At 62.8% G+C, this 18,804-nt stretch carries 20 protein-coding genes; 15 read left to right on the top strand and 5 right to left on the bottom strand.

Annotated elements, in window-relative coordinates:
• Window positions 1-77 precede the first annotated feature (77 nt).
• The 7 genes from uvrB (at window position 78) to C7I87_RS25615 (ending at window position 7,146) form a co-directional block, all read left to right on the top strand.
• A complete protein-coding gene (uvrB, locus tag C7I87_RS25645; protein ID WP_149906840.1) occupies window positions 78-3,239 on the top strand; it encodes an excinuclease ABC subunit UvrB in 3,162 nt (1,053 codons plus the stop codon).
• A gap of 330 nt (window positions 3,240-3,569) precedes the next feature.
• Window positions 3,570-5,096, top strand: a complete 1,527-nt coding sequence (locus C7I87_RS25640) for an ABC-F family ATP-binding cassette domain-containing protein (RefSeq protein ID WP_149906839.1) — start codon at window positions 3,570-3,572, stop codon at window positions 5,094-5,096.
• A 115-nt stretch (window positions 5,097-5,211) separates the two neighbouring features.
• On the top strand, window positions 5,212-5,493 hold the full coding sequence (locus tag C7I87_RS25635) for a type II toxin-antitoxin system RelE/ParE family toxin (protein ID WP_149906868.1): 282 nt from the start codon (window positions 5,212-5,214) through the stop codon (window positions 5,491-5,493).
• A 14-nt stretch (window positions 5,494-5,507) separates the two neighbouring features.
• Window positions 5,508-5,807: a HigA family addiction module antitoxin gene (locus C7I87_RS25630; RefSeq protein WP_127278412.1), complete on the top strand. Its 300-nt coding sequence runs from the start codon at window positions 5,508-5,510 to the stop codon at window positions 5,805-5,807.
• A 127-nt stretch (window positions 5,808-5,934) separates the two neighbouring features.
• Complete coding sequence (locus C7I87_RS25625; protein ID WP_149906838.1) at window positions 5,935-6,120, top strand: hypothetical protein; 186 nt, start codon at window positions 5,935-5,937, stop codon at window positions 6,118-6,120.
• 155 nt (window positions 6,121-6,275) lie between these two features.
• A complete protein-coding gene (locus C7I87_RS25620; protein WP_149906837.1) occupies window positions 6,276-6,692 on the top strand; it encodes a VOC family protein in 417 nt (138 codons plus the stop codon).
• 100 nt (window positions 6,693-6,792) lie between these two features.
• Window positions 6,793-7,146: a DUF1428 domain-containing protein gene (locus C7I87_RS25615; protein WP_149906836.1), complete on the top strand. Its 354-nt coding sequence runs from the start codon at window positions 6,793-6,795 to the stop codon at window positions 7,144-7,146.
• 100 nt (window positions 7,147-7,246) lie between these two features.
• Here C7I87_RS25615 and C7I87_RS25610 read toward each other — a convergent pair whose 3' ends face one another.
• Window positions 7,247-8,881: a tetratricopeptide repeat-containing sulfotransferase family protein gene (locus C7I87_RS25610; RefSeq protein WP_149906835.1), complete on the bottom strand. Its 1,635-nt coding sequence runs from the start codon at window positions 8,879-8,881 to the stop codon at window positions 7,247-7,249.
• A gap of 261 nt (window positions 8,882-9,142) precedes the next feature.
• Here C7I87_RS25610 and C7I87_RS25605 point away from each other — a divergent pair, with 261 nt between their 5' ends.
• Window positions 9,143-9,760, top strand: coding sequence for a flavodoxin family protein (locus tag C7I87_RS25605; protein ID WP_149906834.1), 618 nt, complete (start codon window positions 9,143-9,145; stop codon window positions 9,758-9,760).
• A 16-nt stretch (window positions 9,761-9,776) separates the two neighbouring features.
• Here the strand turns inward: C7I87_RS25605 and C7I87_RS25600 are convergent, their stop codons facing one another.
• On the bottom strand, window positions 9,777-10,181 hold the full coding sequence (locus C7I87_RS25600; RefSeq protein WP_149906833.1) for a Kazal-type serine protease inhibitor family protein: 405 nt from the start codon (window positions 10,179-10,181) through the stop codon (window positions 9,777-9,779).
• A gap of 584 nt (window positions 10,182-10,765) precedes the next feature.
• Between C7I87_RS25600 and C7I87_RS25595 the strand changes: the two genes are divergently transcribed.
• The 3 genes from C7I87_RS25595 (at window position 10,766) to C7I87_RS25585 (ending at window position 12,134) form a co-directional block, all read left to right on the top strand.
• On the top strand, window positions 10,766-10,978 hold the full coding sequence (locus C7I87_RS25595; protein WP_006202520.1) for a cold-shock protein: 213 nt from the start codon (window positions 10,766-10,768) through the stop codon (window positions 10,976-10,978).
• A gap of 331 nt (window positions 10,979-11,309) precedes the next feature.
• Window positions 11,310-11,522: a cold-shock protein gene (locus C7I87_RS25590; RefSeq protein WP_008877668.1), complete on the top strand. Its 213-nt coding sequence runs from the start codon at window positions 11,310-11,312 to the stop codon at window positions 11,520-11,522.
• A 192-nt stretch (window positions 11,523-11,714) separates the two neighbouring features.
• A complete protein-coding gene (locus C7I87_RS25585) occupies window positions 11,715-12,134 on the top strand; it encodes a BA14K family protein (protein WP_149906832.1) in 420 nt (139 codons plus the stop codon).
• Window positions 12,135-12,233: 99 nt separating this feature from the next.
• Here the strand turns inward: C7I87_RS25585 and C7I87_RS25580 are convergent, their stop codons facing one another.
• The 3 genes from C7I87_RS25580 to C7I87_RS25570 form a co-directional block, all read right to left on the bottom strand.
• On the bottom strand, window positions 12,234-12,872 hold the full coding sequence (locus tag C7I87_RS25580) for an MBL fold metallo-hydrolase (RefSeq protein WP_149906831.1): 639 nt from the start codon (window positions 12,870-12,872) through the stop codon (window positions 12,234-12,236).
• Between the two features lie 136 nt (window positions 12,873-13,008).
• The gene (locus tag C7I87_RS25575) at window positions 13,009-13,323 is read right to left on the bottom strand and encodes a hypothetical protein (protein WP_149906867.1); all 315 of its coding nucleotides are present in this window, start codon (window positions 13,321-13,323) and stop codon (window positions 13,009-13,011) included.
• Between the two features lie 145 nt (window positions 13,324-13,468).
• Window positions 13,469-14,362 carry a branched-chain amino acid aminotransferase gene (locus C7I87_RS25570; RefSeq protein WP_149906830.1) on the bottom strand — a complete coding sequence of 298 codons (894 nt, stop codon included), beginning with the start codon at window positions 14,360-14,362 and terminating at the stop codon, window positions 13,469-13,471.
• A 258-nt stretch (window positions 14,363-14,620) separates the two neighbouring features.
• Between C7I87_RS25570 and C7I87_RS25565 the strand changes: the two genes are divergently transcribed.
• From C7I87_RS25565 to C7I87_RS25550, 4 genes are all read left to right on the top strand, one after another.
• On the top strand, window positions 14,621-15,154 hold the full coding sequence (locus C7I87_RS25565) for a MarR family winged helix-turn-helix transcriptional regulator (RefSeq protein ID WP_188393995.1): 534 nt from the start codon (window positions 14,621-14,623) through the stop codon (window positions 15,152-15,154).
• A complete protein-coding gene (locus tag C7I87_RS25560) occupies window positions 15,141-15,860 on the top strand; it encodes a response regulator (protein ID WP_149906829.1) in 720 nt (239 codons plus the stop codon). The genes C7I87_RS25565 and C7I87_RS25560 overlap by 14 nt, the downstream gene beginning before the upstream one ends.
• Before the next feature lie 146 nt (window positions 15,861-16,006).
• The gene (locus C7I87_RS25555) at window positions 16,007-17,422 is read left to right on the top strand and encodes an ATP-binding protein (protein WP_149906828.1); all 1,416 of its coding nucleotides are present in this window, start codon (window positions 16,007-16,009) and stop codon (window positions 17,420-17,422) included.
• A gap of 259 nt (window positions 17,423-17,681) precedes the next feature.
• Window positions 17,682-18,704 (top strand): glycosyltransferase family 4 protein, encoded by a 1,023-nt coding sequence (locus C7I87_RS25550; protein ID WP_149906827.1) that lies wholly within the window; start codon window positions 17,682-17,684, stop codon window positions 18,702-18,704.
• Window positions 18,705-18,804 lie beyond the last annotated feature (100 nt).

Here is an 18,804-nt window from a genome sequence, read left to right as displayed (position 1 = left end):
TCAGGAACCGCAGCCGGCAGCACGCCTGCTTTCATCGCGCTCTTTCCATTTTCGCCAAGACCTCCCATATTCGGGACATGGCCAAATCCCCTGATAGAAGAACGCCGCCGACGGCGAATGACGACCGCGCCGCGCCGAAGCGGCGCAGCCCGCTGACCGACTTCCTCGACGCCTCGGAGCCGCTGCACAGAGGCGGCTTCGCCGAGATGCCGCAGGCCGAACTGTCGGGCACGCCGCTGTCCGGTTCGATCGCGGACTGGGCCGAGCAGATCGAACAGGAGGCGGAACGCGAAGGACGCACCACGGGCAAAGGTGGCGGCGCCAAATCGCCGAAGAAGATTCCAGAACGCTCCGCCGCGCCGGGCCGCACCGCGCGCGGCACCTCGATGGGCGGCGCCGCATCGGCAAGAGAGCGGACGGCGGCCGGCCTCAATCCGGTCGCCGGGCTCGACATCTCGCTGGAAGAAGCCGAGACGATGTCGTCCAGTGGCGTCACCGCCACGGTGGCCGCACTGTCGGCGCTGATCGAGTCCGGCAATCCACTGCACAAGGACGGCGTGCTGTGGACACCGCACCGCCCTGCCCGGCCGGAAAAGTCGGAAGGCGGCATCACCATCAAGATGGTGTCGGATTTCGAGCCAGCGGGTGACCAGCCGACCGCGATCAAGGACCTGGTCGAGGGCGTCGACAACAATGACCGCACCCAGGTGCTGCTTGGTGTCACCGGCTCGGGCAAAACCTTCACCATGGCCAAGGTGATCGAGGAGACGCAGCGGCCCGCTTTGATCCTGGCGCCCAACAAGACGCTGGCCGCGCAACTCTATTCCGAGTTCAAGAAATTCTTCCCCGACAACGCGGTCGAGTATTTCGTCTCCTATTACGATTACTACCAACCGGAAGCCTACGTTCCGCGCACAGACACCTTCATCGAGAAGGAATCCTCGATCAACGAGCAGATCGACCGCATGCGCCATTCGGCGACGCGTTCGCTGCTCGAACGCGACGACGTCATCATCGTCGCCTCGGTATCATGCATCTACGGTATCGGTTCGGTCGAGACCTACACGGCGATGACCTTCCAGATGCAGATCGGCGACCGGCTCGACCAGCGCGCCCTGCTCGCCGACCTCGTCGCGCAGCAATACAAGCGGCAGGACATCAATTTCGTCCGCGGCTCGTTTCGTGTGCGCGGCGACACGATCGAAATCTTCCCGGCCCACCTTGAGGACCGCGCCTGGCGCATTTCGATGTTCGGCGACGAGATCGAGGCGATCACCGAGTTCGATCCGCTGACCGGCCAGAAGACCGGCGAGCTGAAAAGCGTCAAGATCTACGCCAATTCGCACTATGTGACGCCGCGCCCGACGCTCAACCAGGCAATCAAGTCGATCAAGGAAGAACTCAAGCTCCGGTTGGTGGAACTCGAGCGCGCCGGCCGTCTGCTGGAAGCGCAGCGGCTGGAACAGCGCTGCCGCTTCGACCTGGAGATGCTGGAAGCCACCGGCTCCTGCGCCGGCATCGAGAACTACTCGCGCTACCTCACCGGACGTCAGCCCGGCGATCCGCCGCCGACGCTGTTCGAATATATTCCCGACAACGCGCTGGTCTTCATCGACGAAAGCCACGTCACCGTGCCGCAGATCGGCGGCATGTATCGCGGCGACTTCAGGCGCAAGGCGACATTGGCCGAGTATGGCTTCCGCCTGCCCTCCTGCATGGACAACCGGCCGCTGCGCTTCGAGGAATGGGACGCCATGCGGCCGCTCTCGGTTGCCGTCTCGGCGACGCCGGGCGCCTGGGAAATGGAACAGGCCGGCGGCGTCTTCGCCGAGCAGGTCATCCGCCCGACCGGGCTGATCGATCCGCCGGTCGAGGTTCGCCCGGCCAAGAGCCAGGTCGACGACGTCGTCGGCGAAATCCGCGAGACGACGGCCGCCGGCTACCGCACGCTGGTCACCGTGCTGACCAAGCGGATGGCCGAGGACCTCACCGAATATCTGCACGAGCAGGGCGTGCGCGTTCGTTACATGCACTCCGACATCGACACGCTGGAGCGCATCGAGATCCTGCGCGACCTGCGGCTTGGCGCCTTCGACGTGCTGGTCGGCATCAACCTGCTGCGCGAAGGCCTCGACATTCCCGAATGCGGCTTCGTTGCCATCCTCGATGCCGACAAAGAAGGTTTCCTGCGTTCGGAAACATCGCTGATCCAGACCATCGGCCGCGCCGCCCGTAACGTCGACGGCAAGGTCATCCTCTACGCCGACCAGGTCACCGGCTCGATGGAACGGGCGATGGCGGAGACCAACCGGCGCCGCGAAAAGCAGATGGAATGGAACGCCGCCAACGGCATCACGCCGGAATCGGTCAAGTCGCGCATCTCCGATATTCTGGACTCGGTCTACGAGAAGGACCATGTCCGCGCCGACATCTCGCAGTTCACCGACAGTGCGGGCGCCATGATGGGCAACAATTTCAAGGCCCATCTCGACGCGCTGGACAAGCAGATGCGCGACGCCGCCGCCAATCTCGACTTCGAGAAGGCGGCCCGCATCCGCGACGAGATCAAGCGGCTGCGGGAGATGGAACTATCCATCTCCGACGATCCGCTGGCGCGCGAGGTGGAAGGCCAAAGTCCGGCGTCAGGCCGCGAAAAGGGCAAGCACAACAAGGGCGTGGCCAAACATCGTACTGCAGAGGAACAGGAACGTTTCCGCAAGCTCGACCAGGCACGCGCCGCCGAGGAGGCGGCCAAGGCCTCCCGGCCCAACCTCTTCCGCAAGCCCGATCTCGACGAGATGGGCGCCGACGGCGCCGTGCCGGTGAAGAAGCCGCTGTTCGCCAAGCCATCGCTCGACGATATGGGGCCTGGTACCGACATGCCGACACCATCAGGCGCGGTGTCGCGTTCGCTGTTCAAGAAGCAGAGTGCGCAGGAGGCGCATGGTTCGGACTTCGGCATTCCCGGCGAGCCCACCAAGCCGCTGTTCAAGAAGAACTCACTGGACGAGATGACGGTGCGCCGCACGGAAAAACCAGTCGAGGGAAAAGTGCCGGCAAAGCCACAGCCAATCTCCCCCCTCGTGGGGGAGATGTCCGGCAGGACAGAAGGGGGCGCGAAGGATCGCGACGACAAACCAATTGTCCGTCAGCGCTCCGGCATCGGCTCCTACGAGGACCCAGGCGACGCCCGCCGAGAAAAGCGCAGGCCGGGGAAGACAGGCAGGCCGGGACGGTAGAGCGCCCTTCTTCCTCAGGGAAAGAAGGCAGGCGCCGCACCACCCTCCCCTTGCCACCTATTCCGCCTTTGGTGTAGTCAGCCCCCACACTCAACGTCTTGTCTTGAAAGGAGGGCTCACGTGTTTACGTTTTTTCGTCACCATCGTCAGCGTGGCCCGATTTCTGCCCTGCAAGCCAGCTTGCAGGGCTGACCAGGGACGGTCCGGGTTTTTCCCGCTTCGATTTTTGGTCTGCCCTTCGTGGTGCCGCAATGCCTGGCCTGATCGCCGGCACGCGCACCGTCAAAGTGCATCGAGCCGGATTTTCCGGACAGACCAGAGAAATCAAGAATGGCCCTGATCAGCCTCAAATCCCTCGGCGTCACCATGAGTGCGCCGCTCTTCTCCAATCTCGACCTCAGCATCGGCAGCGGTGACCGACTTGGCATCGTCGCCGCCAACGGCCGCGGCAAGTCGACCTTGCTCAAATGCCTGACCGGCGAGTTGGAGCCGACGACAGGCGACATCACCCGCACGCGCGGCCTGCGTGTCGGCCATGTCGAGCAGTCCGTTGCCCCTGCTCTGCTCGGCCGCACCTTTTATCAGGTGGTAGCGGACGCCTTGCCGCCGGAACAGGCCGACAGCGAGATGTGGCGTGTTGATGTCGTTCTCGATTCGCTCGACGTGCCGGAGCCGATGCGCGAGCGGCCAATACAAGCGCTGAGCGGCGGCTGGCAGCGGCTGGCGCTGATCGCCCGCGTCTGGGTCACCGATCCCGATATGTTGCTGCTCGACGAGCCGACCAACCATCTCGATCTCGCCCGCATCAGCCAACTCGAGACATGGCTGAATGCGTTGCCTCGCGAGGTGCCTGTCATCATCGCCAGCCACGACCGCGCCTTCCTCGACGCCACCACCAACCGGACGCTGTTCCTGCGCCCGGAGCAGTCGCCGGTGTTTTCCCTCCCCTACTCGTGGGCCAGGGATGCGCTGGACGAGGTCGATGCCTCGACCGAGCGAAAATTCCAGCGCGACATGAAGGTGGCGCAGCAATTGCGCCGCCAGGCGGCCAAGCTCAACAACATCGGCATCAATTCGGGCAGCGACCTGCTGACGGTCAAGACCAAGCAGCTCAACCAGCGCGCGGAAAAGCTCGAAGAGGCCGCCAATCCGGCGCATCGCGAAAAATCGGCGGGGGCGATCAAACTCGCCAATCGCGGAACGCACGCCAAGGTGCTGATCACGCTCGACGACGCGGCGGTGGAAACACCGGACGGCACGCTGCTGTTCAAGACGGGCAAGCGCCACATCTGCCAGGGCGACCGTATCGTGCTGCTCGGCCGCAACGGCGTCGGCAAGTCGCGCTTCGTCACCTCGATCCGCAACGCCATTGTCGAACCGGACACCGTGCGAAATGTGAAGGTGACGCCGTCGACCGTGCTCGGCTACAGCGACCAGGCGCTGTCGGGCATCAGCGGCGACGACACGCCGCTGGCGATGGTCTCGCGCCGTTACGATGTCGGCGAACAGCGCGCCCGCTCGCTGCTTGCCGGCGCCGGCGTGGTCATCGAGATGCAGGAGAGAAAGATCGGCGTGCTGTCCGGCGGCCAGAAAGCGCGGCTGATGATGCTGGCGCTCAGGCTCGCCAATCCCAATTTCTATCTGCTCGACGAGCCGACCAACCATCTCGACATTGACGGCCAGGAAGCGCTGGAGGAGGAATTGCTCAAGCACCAGGCGAGTTGCGTTCTCGCCTCGCACGACCGCTCCTTCATCCGCGCCATCGGCAACCGCTTTTGGCTCATCGAGAAGCGGAAGCTGACCGAGGTCGAAGATCCCGAAGATTTCTTCCGCGAGGTAGCTGAGGGAACCAACTGAGTGGCGGAGACAGATGCATTGCCAATTGACAGGTCGGCCTTTGGTATCATTTCATGAGACGTACTGTTGATTCCTGGAACGTATCATGTTATGGTACGTCTGTCGGGGCCCACGGATGATACGTTCATTCAAGGACAAGACCAGCGAAGCCGTTTCAAATGGCAAGGCTCCAAAAGGCTTCCCGTCGGATCTTGTCCGACCGGCCCAACGGAAGCTGTACATGATCGACAACGCCGCCGAACTGTCAGATCTCAAGACGCCTCCCGGCAACAGGCTTGAGCCGTTGAAAGGCAACCGTGCCGGTCAGCATTCGATCCGCATCAACGATCAGTTTCGCATCTGCTTTCGTTGGGTGGATGGGCAAGCAGAAGATGTCGAAATAGCCGACTACCATTGAAAGGCAGGTCCCAAATGCTTGATATCAACCCGCCTATCCATCCCGGAGAAATTCTCCGCGAAGAGTATCTCATACCGCTTGGTCTGAAGCCTTACACGCTGGCCAAAAAGCTGCATGTGCCGCGCACGCGCATCGAGCGCCTGGCCAGCGAGACGACACCGGTAACGCCCGATACCGCATTGCGCCTTGCGAAGTTTTTTGGGACCACGCCGCAGTTCTGGATGAACATGCAGGCAAGTTATGATCTCGCCGTCGAGGGGAAGGCCAAGAGAGCCGACCTTGAAACGATCGAACGATTGGAGACTGCCGCCTGAAGTAAGCGCCTCGCGCCGGTGACAGAGGCCTCTAAAAAATTCTCCGGGTCTGTCGTATCGCCCGTCGCTGTCTCGTCCTTGGAATGCCGACACGATGATGCCGGCGCCAACCCAGGGAGAATTCGTCATGTCCGTCCTGTCATCCATCGGTCGCATCGCAACCCGGTATGCCGCGGCGCGCGCCCGTCACCGCGGCGAACGCATGCTGCTGTCGCTGCCGGCCGAACTGCGCAGGGATATCGGCTTTCCGGAAATCTTCGATGCCCGCGACAGCCGTCGCTCGGCCACGTCCTCGGCCAAGGAGGTCATATGACCGTTGCCGGCCAGCCCACGCACTCGCCCCTCGAGCCGGCCGGTTGCCCGACGATGCCGGCTTGGCGAAAAATTGTCGGGACCCTGTAGGATTGCCGTCACCTCGTCCGTCCTATGGTCCGCAAGGCCAAACCAAACGTGAAGAGGAACACGAGAATGACCGACCAGACCCCACCCCGGCCAAAGGTGCTTGGCGGATTGACCCCCTATCTGCAGGTCGACGGCGCCATCAAGGCCGCCGAGTTCTACAAGAAGGCTTTCGGGGCCGAGGAAGTCTTTGCCTATCCAGCGGATGAAAAAGGCCGCACCATGCATATCCATCTCTACATCAACGGCTCGACACTGATGCTGGGCGATGCCTATCCGGAACACGGCCATCCGCACCAGGCCGCACAAGGCTACACGCTGCAGCTCCATCTCGGCAACGATGATATCGACGCCTGGTGGAAGCGCGCCGTCGATGCCGGCTGCGAGATCGTCACGCCGCTGCAGGTGATGTTCTGGGGCGACCGCTGGGGCCAGGTGAAGGATCCCTTTGGCGTCGCCTGGGCAATGAACGCACCGACGGAATAAGCTTTTTAGCGCGCGCCCCTCGCCGAGCGGGATGCGCCCCACCGCGCCGGGTCGTATCCCCGCCGACCCGGCGCCCGATTTCAGCGAACAGGAGACCACCATGTCCTATGTCGATGGCTTCGTGCTTGCCGTGCCGAAGGCAAATCTCGATGCGTACAAGAAAATGGCTGAGAATGGCGGTGCCGTCTGGATGGAGCATGGCGCGCTCGCCTATGTCGAATGCGTCGGCGACGACGTGCCTTACGGCGAGTTGACCTCGTTCCCGCGCGCGGTGCAGGCCAAGGACGACGAGGTCGTCATCTTCGCTTGGGTCGTCTACGAGTCCAGACAGAGCCGCGACGCGGTCATGGCCAAGGTGATGGCCGACGAGCGTCTCAAGATGAACTGGTCCGCCATGCCATTCGACGGTAAGCGCATGATCTTCGGCGGCTTCCAGCCGTTCATTGAGCTTTGAGGAACTGGTGCAACGGCAGGGGTAGATTGCAGCCCTTTGTGATCGACCGAAACCCTCGTTAGGTCGGCCAGTCGCTTCGGGCCGACCGACTATCGGTGTGCTAATCCAGCTTGTCGAGCAGCGGCTTCAGCCGGTCGCCATAGCGCTTCCACAAATCGACCGAACCCTGGTACATCGGCTGGCGCACCTGCGCGGCCGACGCCGTGCGCACCGGCCTGTCGGTCTGGTGGAACGCCAGCACGGCATCCTCCCATGGCAGGCCGAGGTAGTCGATCAGCGCCCGGCTCTGCCCGTCCTGGTCGGCGACGAAATCCTCGTAGCGCACATCGTGCACGACACCGGGCAGCACCGTGTGCCAATGCGCCATGATGTCGGTATAGAGATTGTGGAAATCGGCGAGCTCGCCGAGGTCATAGCCATAGCGATGGCTGTCGCCGCGGAAATGCACCTTGTAGATCGACAGGCATGTCGCCGCCGCATCGCGGGCGCAGTGGATGATTTTGGCCTTCGGCAGCATCATGTGGATGAAGCCGACGAGCAGGAAGTTGCCCGGCATCTTGTCGGTGACGTGGCGCATATGCGGATAGCGGGCATGGAGCATGTCGAGATAGGCTTGGCCTGCCTCGGCGAAATCCGCATCGTCGGTGTCGGCCAGGCCCCAGGGGAAGCCGCCCGGCATGTTCGACGGGAATTGCTTGCCGACCGCCGTCTTCAAGATGCCGAGCTCGCCCGCGCCATGGACCTGGCTGTGGCTGGCGATGATCTGTTCGACCAGTGTCGTACCCGAACGTGGCATGCCGACGACGAAGATCGGCGCATCGTCGGTGATCGGGCTCGGTCTGTGTTTTTCGAAGAAGCCGGCATCGAATACCGTCTTCATCGCCTCGAATTCGGCGCGCGTCTTCACCGGGTCATAGTCGATGCCCTTGCGACGGATGGCATTGCCCTCGGCGAAGTAGTCGAAAGCCTTGCCATAATCCTTGAGATCGTCATTGGCCTTGCCGAGGCCAAACGACAGCTGCATGCGTGCCAGGCTGTCCTGAGGCGCCTTGGCGTGCTGCGCCTCCATGCCGGCCAATTCGGCATCGCGCTCCTTCTGGCGCTTGACCTGCGTCAGCATCAGCCAGGCGCGGGCCATGGCGGGCTGGATCGCCACCGCCTGCCGGAACAGCTCGGTCGCCTCGTCGAGCTTGCCCTTCTCCATCAGGCCGACGCCCAATCCGTGCAGCAGGTCGGCGTCTTTGGGACGAATGGTCAGTGCCTCCTGGAAGACAGCCAGCGCCTCGTCGAGGCGTCCGGTTTCCTGCAAGGTTTCGGCAAGCCCGATACGCGCACGCACGTGGAATGGGTTGCGCTGCACCGTGCCGCGATAAATGTCCTCGGCCTCATCGAACCGGCCGATCTGCTTCAGCGACGAGCCGAGATTGTCGCGCGCCGCAAGCTGCTCCGGCCGCAGATCCACCGTGCCGCGGAAGAAATCGATCGCCGCCGTGACACGGCCCAGATCGCGCATCACCGTGCCGAGATTGTTGAGGAAGTCGGGGCTCGTCGGCTGCAGCTGAACCGACTGTTCCAGCAAATCCATCCCTTCTTCGCTGCGCCCGGTCTGGTGCAGCAGCAACCCCAGGAAATGCGCCGCGGCCGCGTGTTTGGGCTGACGCGCCAGCACCTGCCGGTAGATCGCTTCGGCTTCTTGCCGGCGCCCCGCCTGATGCAGCTGCAGCGCCTGCTGCACATACTGGTCGAGGCCCAGCGGCGGCTGGCCTCCCGCGCCAGATTTGGCCGCGCCAGACCTGGCTCCCGCACCCGCTGCTCTTCTCTGATCTCTGTTGATGGGACACCTGCCGTGTTTATACGCCTGCGGGACCTAAGCCATGCCGGGGAGAGATTCAAGAGTGTGGCCCGGCGTGCGAACGGTCCGGACTGTCCGCAAAGTGCGCAACCACAAGCCAATCGCGACGTTAGCCTGCACAGCCGCACGCAGGAGTTCGCGCAAATGCCCCTCATCGCCTTCGCCATCAATTGCTCGCTCAAAGTCTCGGACGACAAGGAGAAATCGTCCACGGACAAGATCGTCGCCGATCTGCTCTCAGCCCTGAAGCCGCATGGCGTAAAGGGCGAGGTCGTGCGCGCCCTCGATCACGACATCAAGCCGGGCGTGCTCTCCGACATGGGCGAGGGAGACGACTGGCCTTGCCTGCGCGAAAAGATCGTCGCCGCCGATATCTTCATCCTTGGCTTGCCGATCTGGCTGGGCCAGCCGTCGAGCGTCGCCAAGCGCGTGATGGAACGCATGGACGCCTTTCTGGACGAGACCGACGACAAGGGCCGCATGCCGGCCGCCGGTAAGGTGGCACTGGTTGCGATCGTCGGCAACGAGGACGGTGCGCACCATTGCCACGCGGAATGCTTCCAGGCGCTGAACGACGTTGGCTTCACCATCCCCGCCAATGGCGGCGTCTACTGGGTCGGCGAAGCCATGGGCGACGTCAATTACGTCGACCTGCCGAAAACCCCCAAGACGGTCGCCGGCATGGTCGAGATGGCGGCGTCGAATGCGGCTCATCTGGCGGCCTTGCTGAAGAGCAAGGCCTATGTCGGGGTGGATGGGTGAGGCGTTCCTACTCTTCTCAGCACGGCCCGTCGCCGACGATGCGGTAGTCCGAGGCACGGGCCTGGCAGGCGTTGGAGAAGGTGCGCATCTCGCCATGCCGGCGGCCGCACACCGGCGCGTATTCGCGGGTGCAGAAGGTCTGCTCGCCGCCACCATCTCCGCCGTCGCGGCAGGGGCCGTCGCGCACGATGCGGTAACCCGCCCTGTCGGCAAGGCAGGCATTGGCGAAGGTCTGGCGATCTCCGCCGCGCCGGGCGCAGACCGGTTCGTACTGCTTGGTGCAGAATTGCGGTTCAGGGCGCGGCGGACGCGGGCGCGGCCCCGGCCCGTCATCGACGACGACCGTACAAGCGGCAAGAATTGCCGACAGGAACAGGATGGTAAAACCTCGCCGTGAAAAGATTGCCGCAAGAAACCTCATGATCGTCTCTCCCTCGATCCCCGTCCCGCTGCATACCGCCCAAGACTGGCCGGCGGTTCGCTGATAATGATATCGATCAAAACAAGATTTAAATCAGTCGCCTATGGCACGATCCTCGCCATTCCACTGCCAATTGCAACCCCGTTCGCGGCCACAGTCTGGGAATGACACCGGGATCGGTCGGGCCTCGCCGCGCGCCGCTGGCAATTTACCGCCTCTGGCCCATGCATGACCGGGGCTGTGGGCCGATGACCCCTCAGGCAACGAAGCCTATCTGCGGCCGGTCGACGCTCTGACCGGTCGATTTTGCGTCGGGATGCGCCCAGTGCGGCGGCCCGCGGCGCTATCTTGCAACCTTCACGTTTCCGTGCGATAAATTCTGTGTTCGGGCATTTGCGACCCGGAGAGCGGAACGTTTTGGACGACCTTTCCCCGATACTGTGAATCTCTGACGGCCCCGTTTTTCGGCGGGGGGTTTGACCATGCGCCAATGCATGACTGCCGAAAGCAACCACCAGGAACTGCCCTCGACGCCAGGTGGCGGGCAGGACCACCAAGACTGAACGGGTGAAGGAGTTTCCCCAATGGCCCAGACCGGCACCGTTAAATTCTTCAATGCGACCAAAGGCTTCGGTTTCATCACGCCCGACGGCGGCGCCAAGGACGTGTTCGTCCATATTTCAGCGATCGAGGCCTCGGGCCTGCGCACGCTGGTCGACGGCCAGAAGGTCACCTTCGACGTCGAGCCGGACCGCATGGGCAAGGGCCCGAAGGCGGTCAACCTGCGCGCAGCCTGAGCGATCGGCACGCCGCACGTCCCAGGCGGACGGGCGAACGAGGAGCTTGACCAGCACTTGGACAGGCAAACAGATTTTTGAAGGCGCGGCATTTTTCGCCGCGCCTTTTTCATGTCCGTGGCGCAGCATAAACGGCAGCATAAACGATTGTCACCCGAGAGTTCATCCGGGTGAGAGCCAATGACGCGCATCATAACAAGCACTTAAAGCGCGACCTGCTTTAAGTGCCCGCAAAACTTTCACTTGCCGATGGCGCTAAAATAAAGGACAAATTTCCGCTCGGGCATTTGCCGGCCCGAGACTGGAGTTTATGGGATCAAAGGAGCTTCCCATGCCGCAGACCGGCACCGTCAAATTCTTCAACCATGCCAAGGGCTTCGGCTTCATCACACCGGATGATGGCGCGAAGGATGTCTTCGTGCATATTTCGGCCGTGCAGGCGTCGGGTCTTCCCGGTCTCGAAGATGGGCAGAAAGTGACATTCGACACCGAGCCGGACAAGCGCGGCAAGGGACCCAAGGCCGTCAACCTGTCGGTCGGCTGAACCGGCTTCAGGCCAACGCCGGCGCCGGCAAATCGGTCCCGCGCCCCGAAGTGCGGCTTTTGATGCCGTTAAAGAACGTGTGCGGTCAAATTTTCGTTCAGCCCCCGTTCAGCCACGGTCCCATATTAGTCATTCGTAAAGCCGGACCGCATCCCCTGCAAAACTGCACGGTCCGGTACGAAGGAGACCAAGATGAACCGAATTTTCAAGACAGCCGTGCTGTCCGCAGCCGTGGTCGCCACCACGCTGGGGACCTTTTCGGTGGCCAATGCCGATGACTGGCGCCGTTGGCATCATCACGGCCATGGCAATGGCGACGCTGTAGCAGCGGGCGTTCTCGGCCTTGCCGCTGGCGCGCTGATCGGTGGCGCATTGGCCAATGACCGGCCGCCGCCCGATTCCGACCGTTATTACGATGACGGCTATTACGGTCGAGACGTGCGCGTGCGCCGCTACTACGCGGAACCGCAGGTGGTCTACGCCGACCGTTATGCCGAACCGTGGACCCGCGGCTGGTACGAATACTGCTCTGACCGCTACCGCACCTTCAATTCCCGCACCGGCACCTTCACCGGCAGTGACGGCGAACAGCATTTCTGCACCGCCAACTGAGGCTTCCCTGCCCCAAACAAAAAGCGCCGGCCGCAAGGTCGGCGCTTTTTGTTATCAGCCTGTTGGGCTTTGGAACCCAGGAGCGGTCCAGATCCGATTTCAGGTCAAAAACGGGTTGGTCCGTCGTTCCTCGCCAAAGCGCCCACCCGGACCGTGGCCGCAAATGAAGCCGATGTCGTCGCCAAGCGGCAACAGCTTGTCCTTGATCGAGGCGATGAGTGCCGCATGGTCGCCGCCCGGCAGGTCGGTGCGGCCGACCGAGCCGCGAAACAAAACGTCGCCGACATGGGCGAATTTGGCGGCGCGGTTGTAGTAGACGACATGGCCAGGCGCGTGGCCGGGGCAATGCAGCACCTCGAACACATGGCCGCCAAATGACACCGTCTCGCCTTCTGTAAGGAACCGATCGGGCATGCAATTGCGCACACCGTCGATGCCGTAGCGCCTGCCCTGGTTCTCCAGATTGTCGAGCAGCATCTTGTCGGCTTCATGCGGGCCGATGATCTCGATGCCGAGCGTTTCCTTCAGCTCCATGGCGCCGCCGGCATGGTCGATATGGCCGTGCGTGATCCAGATCGCTTCGGCCGTGATCGCATTGTCCTTCAACACCGCCAGCACCTTGTCGATGTCGCCGCCGGGATCGACCACCACGCCATGCTTGTCGTCCATGTCGAACAGGATGGTGCAGTTCTGCTGGAACGGTGTGACCGGCACGATGCCGGCATTGAGCTGACCCATGATCGTCCTTTCGCTGTGTCAGCGGTGATGTAGAGGCGCGGGCCTGGAGCGTCCAGCCCCGCAAAGACGAACGGTCGGTCGCTGCAAAAGAAATGGGCGGCCGAAGCCGCCCATTTGCCGGCCCGAGATGGCAGGCTTATTTCTTCATGGCGCCCATGACCGCGCCGAGAATGCCGGTCAGGATCGCGCCGCCGCCGGCGCCACCGACGATGTTCTGCAGGTTGAGCGAGCTGCCCAGGCCGCTCGTTGCCGCCGCGGCCGCCGCCGGATCAACCCCGTGGCCGAGCAGGCTGCCCAGGATCGCCGCACCGCCGACGCCGCCAATGGCGCCGCCCAGGATTTTGGGAAGCTGACCCATCGCCGCCGTCTTGATCGCCGCACCGACCGCTTGACCACCGATAATGCCTGTAATGATCTGAACGATGATCGGAAGAAGCGTGTTCATGTCCATATGATTAGTCCCTCCATAGCTGCCAGCCTCCCGGGCCGACACGATCATGAGACGCCGAATTGGACGAAAGTCAAATGCACAAACGCTGAAATAAAAAGGGCGGCCCGAAAACCGCCCCTGCTTGCGCGAAAAGCTGTGACTTTCGTTATTCTGCGGCGATAGCATGCTTGGGTTGAACGGCCATAGAATAGTCGTTCATGAGATTCTTGGCGATCTCGCCGACTTCGAATCGGTACGGGCCGATCTCCGAAACCGGGGTTACTTCCGCCGCCGTCCCGGTCAGGAAGCATTGCTCGAAGCCTTCCAGTTCTTCCGGCATGATGGCGCGTTCGATCACTTCCAGGCCGCGGTCCCTGGCCAGGCCGATGACCGTGCGGCGGGTGATGCCGTCGAGGAAGCAGTCGGGCTTGGGCGTGTGGATCTTGCCGTCCTTGACGAAGAAGATGTTGGCGCCGGTCGCTTCCGCGACCTGGCCCCGCCAGTCGAGCATCATGGCGTCGGCGTAGCCCTTGGCCTCGGCGGCATGCTTGGACATGGTGCAGATCATGTAGAGGCCCGCCGCCTTCGACTTCGACGGCGCGGTGCGCGGGTCGGGCCGACGCCATTCCGCCACATCGAGACGGATGCCATTCAACTTCTGCGCCGGGTCGAAATAGCTCGGCCACTGCCAGATGGCGATGGCGACGTTGATGCGGTTGTTTTGCGCCGAAACGCCCATCTGCTCGCTGCCGCGCCAGGCGATCGGCCTGACATAAGCGTCCTGGAAGCCCTGCTTCTTCAGGAGCGTGGTCGAGGCGTCGTTGAGCTCGGCCACCGAATAGGGAATCTTGAAGCCGAGCAGGCGCGCCGATTCATGCAGGCGCTCGGTATGCTCGTTGAGCTTGAAGATCTCGCCGCCATAGGCGCGCTCGCCCTCGAAGACCGCGCTGGCGTAGTGCAGGCCGTGGGTCAGCACGTGGATCTTGGCGTCTCCCCACGGGACGAACTCGCCATTCATCCAGATGAAGCCGTCCAGTTGATCGAAGGGAACGGATGCCATGGTAACCTCCCGCGGACCTCAGCCCGCATATCAATGTCGTTGCGTGTTCTTTTTGGCCGCGCCATGTGATTGGAGACGCCGGCCGGTGTCTCGAAGCGTAAGCGGATAATCGCGCTCTGGCAAACTCAGGAAGTTCCGGAAAAACCGGCCTGCCTTGCCTTTTCGTTCGCATTCCGCCCAAAAGCTTGTCAAAAATTACCATTGCAGGGAAATTACGTCAATAGTACTGACATAATCTCCCGTTCCCATGGAGAAATGATGACGGATAAAAGCCCAGCTGCAGGAAAACCGATCAGGACCGCGATCACTAGCGAGGACGGCATCGACTTCGCCATCATCGAACTCTTCTTCTTCGCCTATCGCGACTTCACTTCCGATCCCGATCAGATCCTGGCCGACTACGGCTTCGGCCGCGCCCACCACCGCGTGCTGCATTTCGTCAACCGCCGGCCGGGCCTGACCGTCGCCGAACTGCTCGATGTGCTGAAGATAACCAAGCAGAGCCTGGCGCGTGTGCTCAAGCAGTTGATCGACACCGATCACGTCGTGCAGTTGCAGGGCCCGCGCGACCGCCGCCAGCGCGAACTCTATCCGACGGCCAAGGGCCGTGCGCTGGCGCTGGCGCTGGCGCGGCCACAGTCGCGCCGCATCCGTGCTGCATTGGAAGACTCCGGCGCCGCCGAACGGACCTTGGTGGAACGCTTCCTCGAAGCGATGGTCAATCCGGAACTGAGAGCTCAGATCGACGTTGGGTCCGCAAAAATGTCAGGGAAAAGCCATGGAGAGCACTGAGAGGGTCGACCAGGCGGCCGCACCGGACGACGATGCGCCGCATCTGCTCGTGGTCGACGACGACACCCGTATCCGCAATCTTCTCAAGCAATACCTGACCGAAAACGGCTTTCGCGTCACCGTCGCCGGCAATGCCGGCGAGGCCCGCCGCAAGCTCGCCGGCCTCGACTTCGACCTGCTTGTGCTCGATGTCATGATGCCGGGAGAAAGCGGCGTCGATCTCACCAAGGCGCTGCGCGCCGAGAAGAACGTGCCAATCCTGATGCTGACGGCCTTGTCGGAGACCGACAACCGCATCTCGGGGCTCGAAGCCGGCGCCGACGACTACCTGCCAAAGCCCTTCGACCCACGCGAATTGATCCTGCGCATCAACAATATCCTGCGCCGCGGCGGCCCCGCGGCGACGCCCAAGGTCGAACAGCTGGTGTTCGGTCCCTACACCTTCCAGATCGCCAGGCGCGAATTGAAGCGCGGCGGCGAAGCGCTGAAGCTGACCGACCGCGAACAGGAGATCCTGGCGATCTTCGCCGCGCGCGCCGGCGAAACCATCCCCCGCCACGAACTGGTCGGCGACGATTCGGAAGTCGGCGAGCGCACCATCGACGTCCAGATCAACCGGCTGCGCCGCAAGATCGAGCGCGATCCGTCCAATCCGGTCTGGTTGCAGACCGTGCGCGGTATTGGGTATCGGCTCAGCGTGGAATAGAATACCGGCGGCGGCTCAAGTGCATGATCCCGAAAAGTGGGAACCGGTTTTCGGAAAGGATTATGCTCCAACAAAGAGTTAGACCAGGATGAGGATTCAGCCAAACGTCATCCTAGTCTAATATCGCCGACGGATGAAAAGAGCCAATGGCGACCACGGAACTGGAACAGCCGGACAATGACGGCTTGAGCGCACGCGCCACGCGAGCGCTCAAGGCGGTGTCGCGCCTCTGGAACAGGTTCTGGCGCCTCGTTTCGCTTTACATGCCCAAGCGCCTCTATGCGCGCTCGCTGATCATCGTCATCGCGCCGATGATCCTTTTACAGTCGGTCGTCGCCTTCGATTTCATGGAGCGTCACTGGGCAACCGTGACGCAACGCCTGTCGCAGGCCACCGTGCGCGACATCGCTGCCATCATCGACCTGATCGAGACCTACCCGCACGACGCCGACTACGCCAACATCATCCGCATCGCGCAGGACCGCATGCAGCTGAAGGTCGATCTCCTGCCGCCCGATCCGCTGCCGCCGCCCGGTCCAAAACCGTTCTTCTCGATCCTCGACGATGTTCTCTCCGCCGAAATTACCCGCCAGATCAACCGCCCATTCTGGATCGACACGGTCGGCAATTCCAACATTGTCGAGGTCCGCGTCCAGCTCGAGAACAAGGTGCTGCGCGTCTTCGTGCGCCGCAGCCAAGCCTATGCCTCCAACACCCACATTTTCCTGATCTGGATGGTCGGCACCTCGCTGGTGCTCCTGATGATCGCCATCCCCTTCCTGCGCAATCAGATCCGGCCGATCCTGGCGCTTGCCGAGGCAGCCGAAAGCTTCGGCAAGGGCCGGCCGATGCCGCGCGATTTTCGCCCGCGCGGGGCCGAAGAGGTGCGCCGCGCCGGCTTTGCCTTCATCCAGATGCGCGAGCGCATCGAGCGTCAGATCGAGCAGCGCACGGCCATGCTGACCGGTGTCAGCCATGATCTCAGGACCATCCTCACCCGCTTCAAGCTGCAGCTGGCGCTGGCCGGCGGCAAGGCCGAGACCAAGGCGGCGCTGGACCAGGACATCGAAGACATGCAGTCGATGCTGGAAGGCTATCTCTCCTTTGCCCGCGGCGAGGCCTCGGAGGATCCGGGACGTTTCGATCTCGAAGCCTATTTCCAGAAGCTCGGCGAGGAAGCTGCCTTGCGCAAATGCAGACTGTCGACGACGCTTTCCGGCGATGCGACCGTGCATGTGCGGCCGAACGCCTTCGCGCGGCTGCTGTCCAACGTCATCGGCAATGCCTTCCGCTATGCCCGGACCGTGGAGGTCACCGCCAACCATGGCCGCGGCTCGCTTCTGGTCACCATCGACGATAATGGGCCAGGCATTCCGGCCGACAGGCGCGAAGACGTATTCAAGCCCTTCGTGCGGCTCGACGAGGCCCGCAACCTCGACGCCAGCGGCACCGGGCTCGGCCTGTCGATCGCTCGTGACATTGCCCGCAGCCATGGCGGCGACATCACGCTCGACGACAGTCCGATGGGCGGCCTGCGCGCCGTGATCAAGGTTCCGGCCTGATTTCTATTTGACTATCTGAGCATGATCTTGCCTGAAAACCGGTTTCGACTTTTCTGGATCACGGTCTGCTTCATCCGCCCGTCATGAAACCATGGTCAAGAGCGCGCATGAAGCGCGCGACCGCACTAGATTCGTCCTTGCCGCCTCACTTTGACCCCGTGCCCGCCAGGGTGCGCTGGAGCGAAGCGAGGGCGGCCGCATGGTCGCCGTTCCGGCATCGTTTCAAGGCAACCGCAGACATCCGGAGCAAAGGGCCGCCATGCGCATATTGATGGTCACCGACGCCTGGCGCCCGCAGGTCAACGGCGTCGTCCACACGCTGGAGCGGCTCACCGAGACCCTGAAGTCCTTCGACGTCGCGGTCGAATTCCTGACCCCGAACATCTTTCGCACCTTGCCCTTGCCGACCTACCCCGACATCCGCCTGGCGCTGACCACGCCTGGCCATGTCGCACGCCTGATCGACGGCTACAAGACCGACCACATCCACATTGTCACCGAGGGGCCGCTGGGCATCATGGCGCGACGCTATTGCCGCAATGCCGGCCGGCCGTTCACCACCAGCTACCACACCCGCTTTCCCGAATATCTCAGCGCCCGACTGCCGGTGCCGGAGAGCTGGGCCTATCGCTGGCTGCGCGCTTTCCACAATTCCGGCCAGGGTACGCTGGTCGCCACCCAGTCGCTCGCCGACGATCTTTCGGCGCGCGGCTTCAACAAGCTCAGGCCCTGGACACGCGGCGTCGACACCGACCATTTCCGGCCCGACAAGCGCAAGGACCTCGGCTTCCCCGGCCCGGTCTTCCTTTGCGTCGGCCGCGTCGCCATCGAAAAGAACCTCTCCGCCTTCCTCGATCTCGACCTGCCCGGCAGCAAGGTGATCGTCGGCGAAGGTCCGGAGCTTGCCAAGCTGAAGGCGAAATATCCGAAGGTGCATTTCCTCGGCCATCGTCCCAATGACGAACTGGCCGAAATCTACGCCTCGGCCGATGTCTTCGTCTTCCCCAGCCGCACCGACACTTTCGGCAACGTCATCATCGAGGCATTGGCCAGCGGCACGCCGGTCGCCGCCTATCCGGTGACCGGTCCGATCGACATCGTCGGCGACGGTTTTGGCGGCGCGGTGTCGAACGATTTGCGCGAGGCCTCGCTTGCCGCGCTCAACGTCGACCGCGCCCAGGCCCGCGAGCGCGCCATGCGCTACAGCTGGAAAGCCTGCGCCGAGATGTTCCTTGACACGGTCGAAGAGGCGCTCGGCACGACGCGCAAACTGGCGGCCTGAGAACATCGCGACCTAGGATGCGTTGAGATTCAGGTCAGGCCGGCCTCACCTGAATATCAACGCATCCTAGATGTTTGATCCCAGGGTTTGATGGTGCATT

It is taken from the genome of Mesorhizobium sp. SARCC-RB16n (assembly GCF_008520305.1).
GTDB lineage: Bacteria > Pseudomonadota > Alphaproteobacteria > Rhizobiales > Rhizobiaceae > Mesorhizobium.
Note: the sequence above shows the minus strand (reverse complement) of the source record. Positions and strands in the feature narration are given on the sequence as shown.

Excerpts from the sequence above, each read along its gene's own strand:
- C7I87_RS25600 (WP_149906833.1), bottom strand. The coding sequence starts at position 10,181 with ATGAGGTTTCTTGCGGCAATCTTTTCACGGCGAGGTTTTACCATCCTG.
- C7I87_RS25625 (WP_149906838.1), top strand. The coding sequence starts at position 5,935 with ATGTCCGTCCTGTCATCCATCGGTCGCATCGCAACCCGGTATGCCGCG.
- uvrB (WP_149906840.1), top strand. The coding sequence starts at position 78 with ATGGCCAAATCCCCTGATAGAAGAACGCCGCCGACGGCGAATGACGAC.
- C7I87_RS25640 (WP_149906839.1), top strand. The coding sequence starts at position 3,570 with ATGGCCCTGATCAGCCTCAAATCCCTCGGCGTCACCATGAGTGCGCCG.
- C7I87_RS25630 (WP_127278412.1), top strand. The coding sequence starts at position 5,508 with ATGCTTGATATCAACCCGCCTATCCATCCCGGAGAAATTCTCCGCGAA.
- C7I87_RS25565 (WP_188393995.1), top strand. The coding sequence starts at position 14,621 with ATGACGGATAAAAGCCCAGCTGCAGGAAAACCGATCAGGACCGCGATC.
- C7I87_RS25570 (WP_149906830.1), bottom strand. The coding sequence starts at position 14,362 with ATGGCATCCGTTCCCTTCGATCAACTGGACGGCTTCATCTGGATGAAT.
- C7I87_RS25590 (WP_008877668.1), top strand. The coding sequence starts at position 11,310 with ATGCCGCAGACCGGCACCGTCAAATTCTTCAACCATGCCAAGGGCTTC.
- C7I87_RS25575 (WP_149906867.1), bottom strand. The coding sequence starts at position 13,323 with ATGGACATGAACACGCTTCTTCCGATCATCGTTCAGATCATTACAGGC.
- C7I87_RS25580 (WP_149906831.1), bottom strand. The coding sequence starts at position 12,872 with ATGGGTCAGCTCAATGCCGGCATCGTGCCGGTCACACCGTTCCAGCAG.
- C7I87_RS25585 (WP_149906832.1), top strand. The coding sequence starts at position 11,715 with ATGAACCGAATTTTCAAGACAGCCGTGCTGTCCGCAGCCGTGGTCGCC.
- C7I87_RS25595 (WP_006202520.1), top strand. The coding sequence starts at position 10,766 with ATGGCCCAGACCGGCACCGTTAAATTCTTCAATGCGACCAAAGGCTTC.
- C7I87_RS25555 (WP_149906828.1), top strand. The coding sequence starts at position 16,007 with ATGGCGACCACGGAACTGGAACAGCCGGACAATGACGGCTTGAGCGCA.
- C7I87_RS25560 (WP_149906829.1), top strand. The coding sequence starts at position 15,141 with ATGGAGAGCACTGAGAGGGTCGACCAGGCGGCCGCACCGGACGACGAT.
- C7I87_RS25620 (WP_149906837.1), top strand. The coding sequence starts at position 6,276 with ATGACCGACCAGACCCCACCCCGGCCAAAGGTGCTTGGCGGATTGACC.
- C7I87_RS25615 (WP_149906836.1), top strand. The coding sequence starts at position 6,793 with ATGTCCTATGTCGATGGCTTCGTGCTTGCCGTGCCGAAGGCAAATCTC.
- C7I87_RS25550 (WP_149906827.1), top strand. The coding sequence starts at position 17,682 with ATGCGCATATTGATGGTCACCGACGCCTGGCGCCCGCAGGTCAACGGC.
- C7I87_RS25605 (WP_149906834.1), top strand. The coding sequence starts at position 9,143 with ATGCCCCTCATCGCCTTCGCCATCAATTGCTCGCTCAAAGTCTCGGAC.
- C7I87_RS25635 (WP_149906868.1), top strand. The coding sequence starts at position 5,212 with ATGATACGTTCATTCAAGGACAAGACCAGCGAAGCCGTTTCAAATGGC.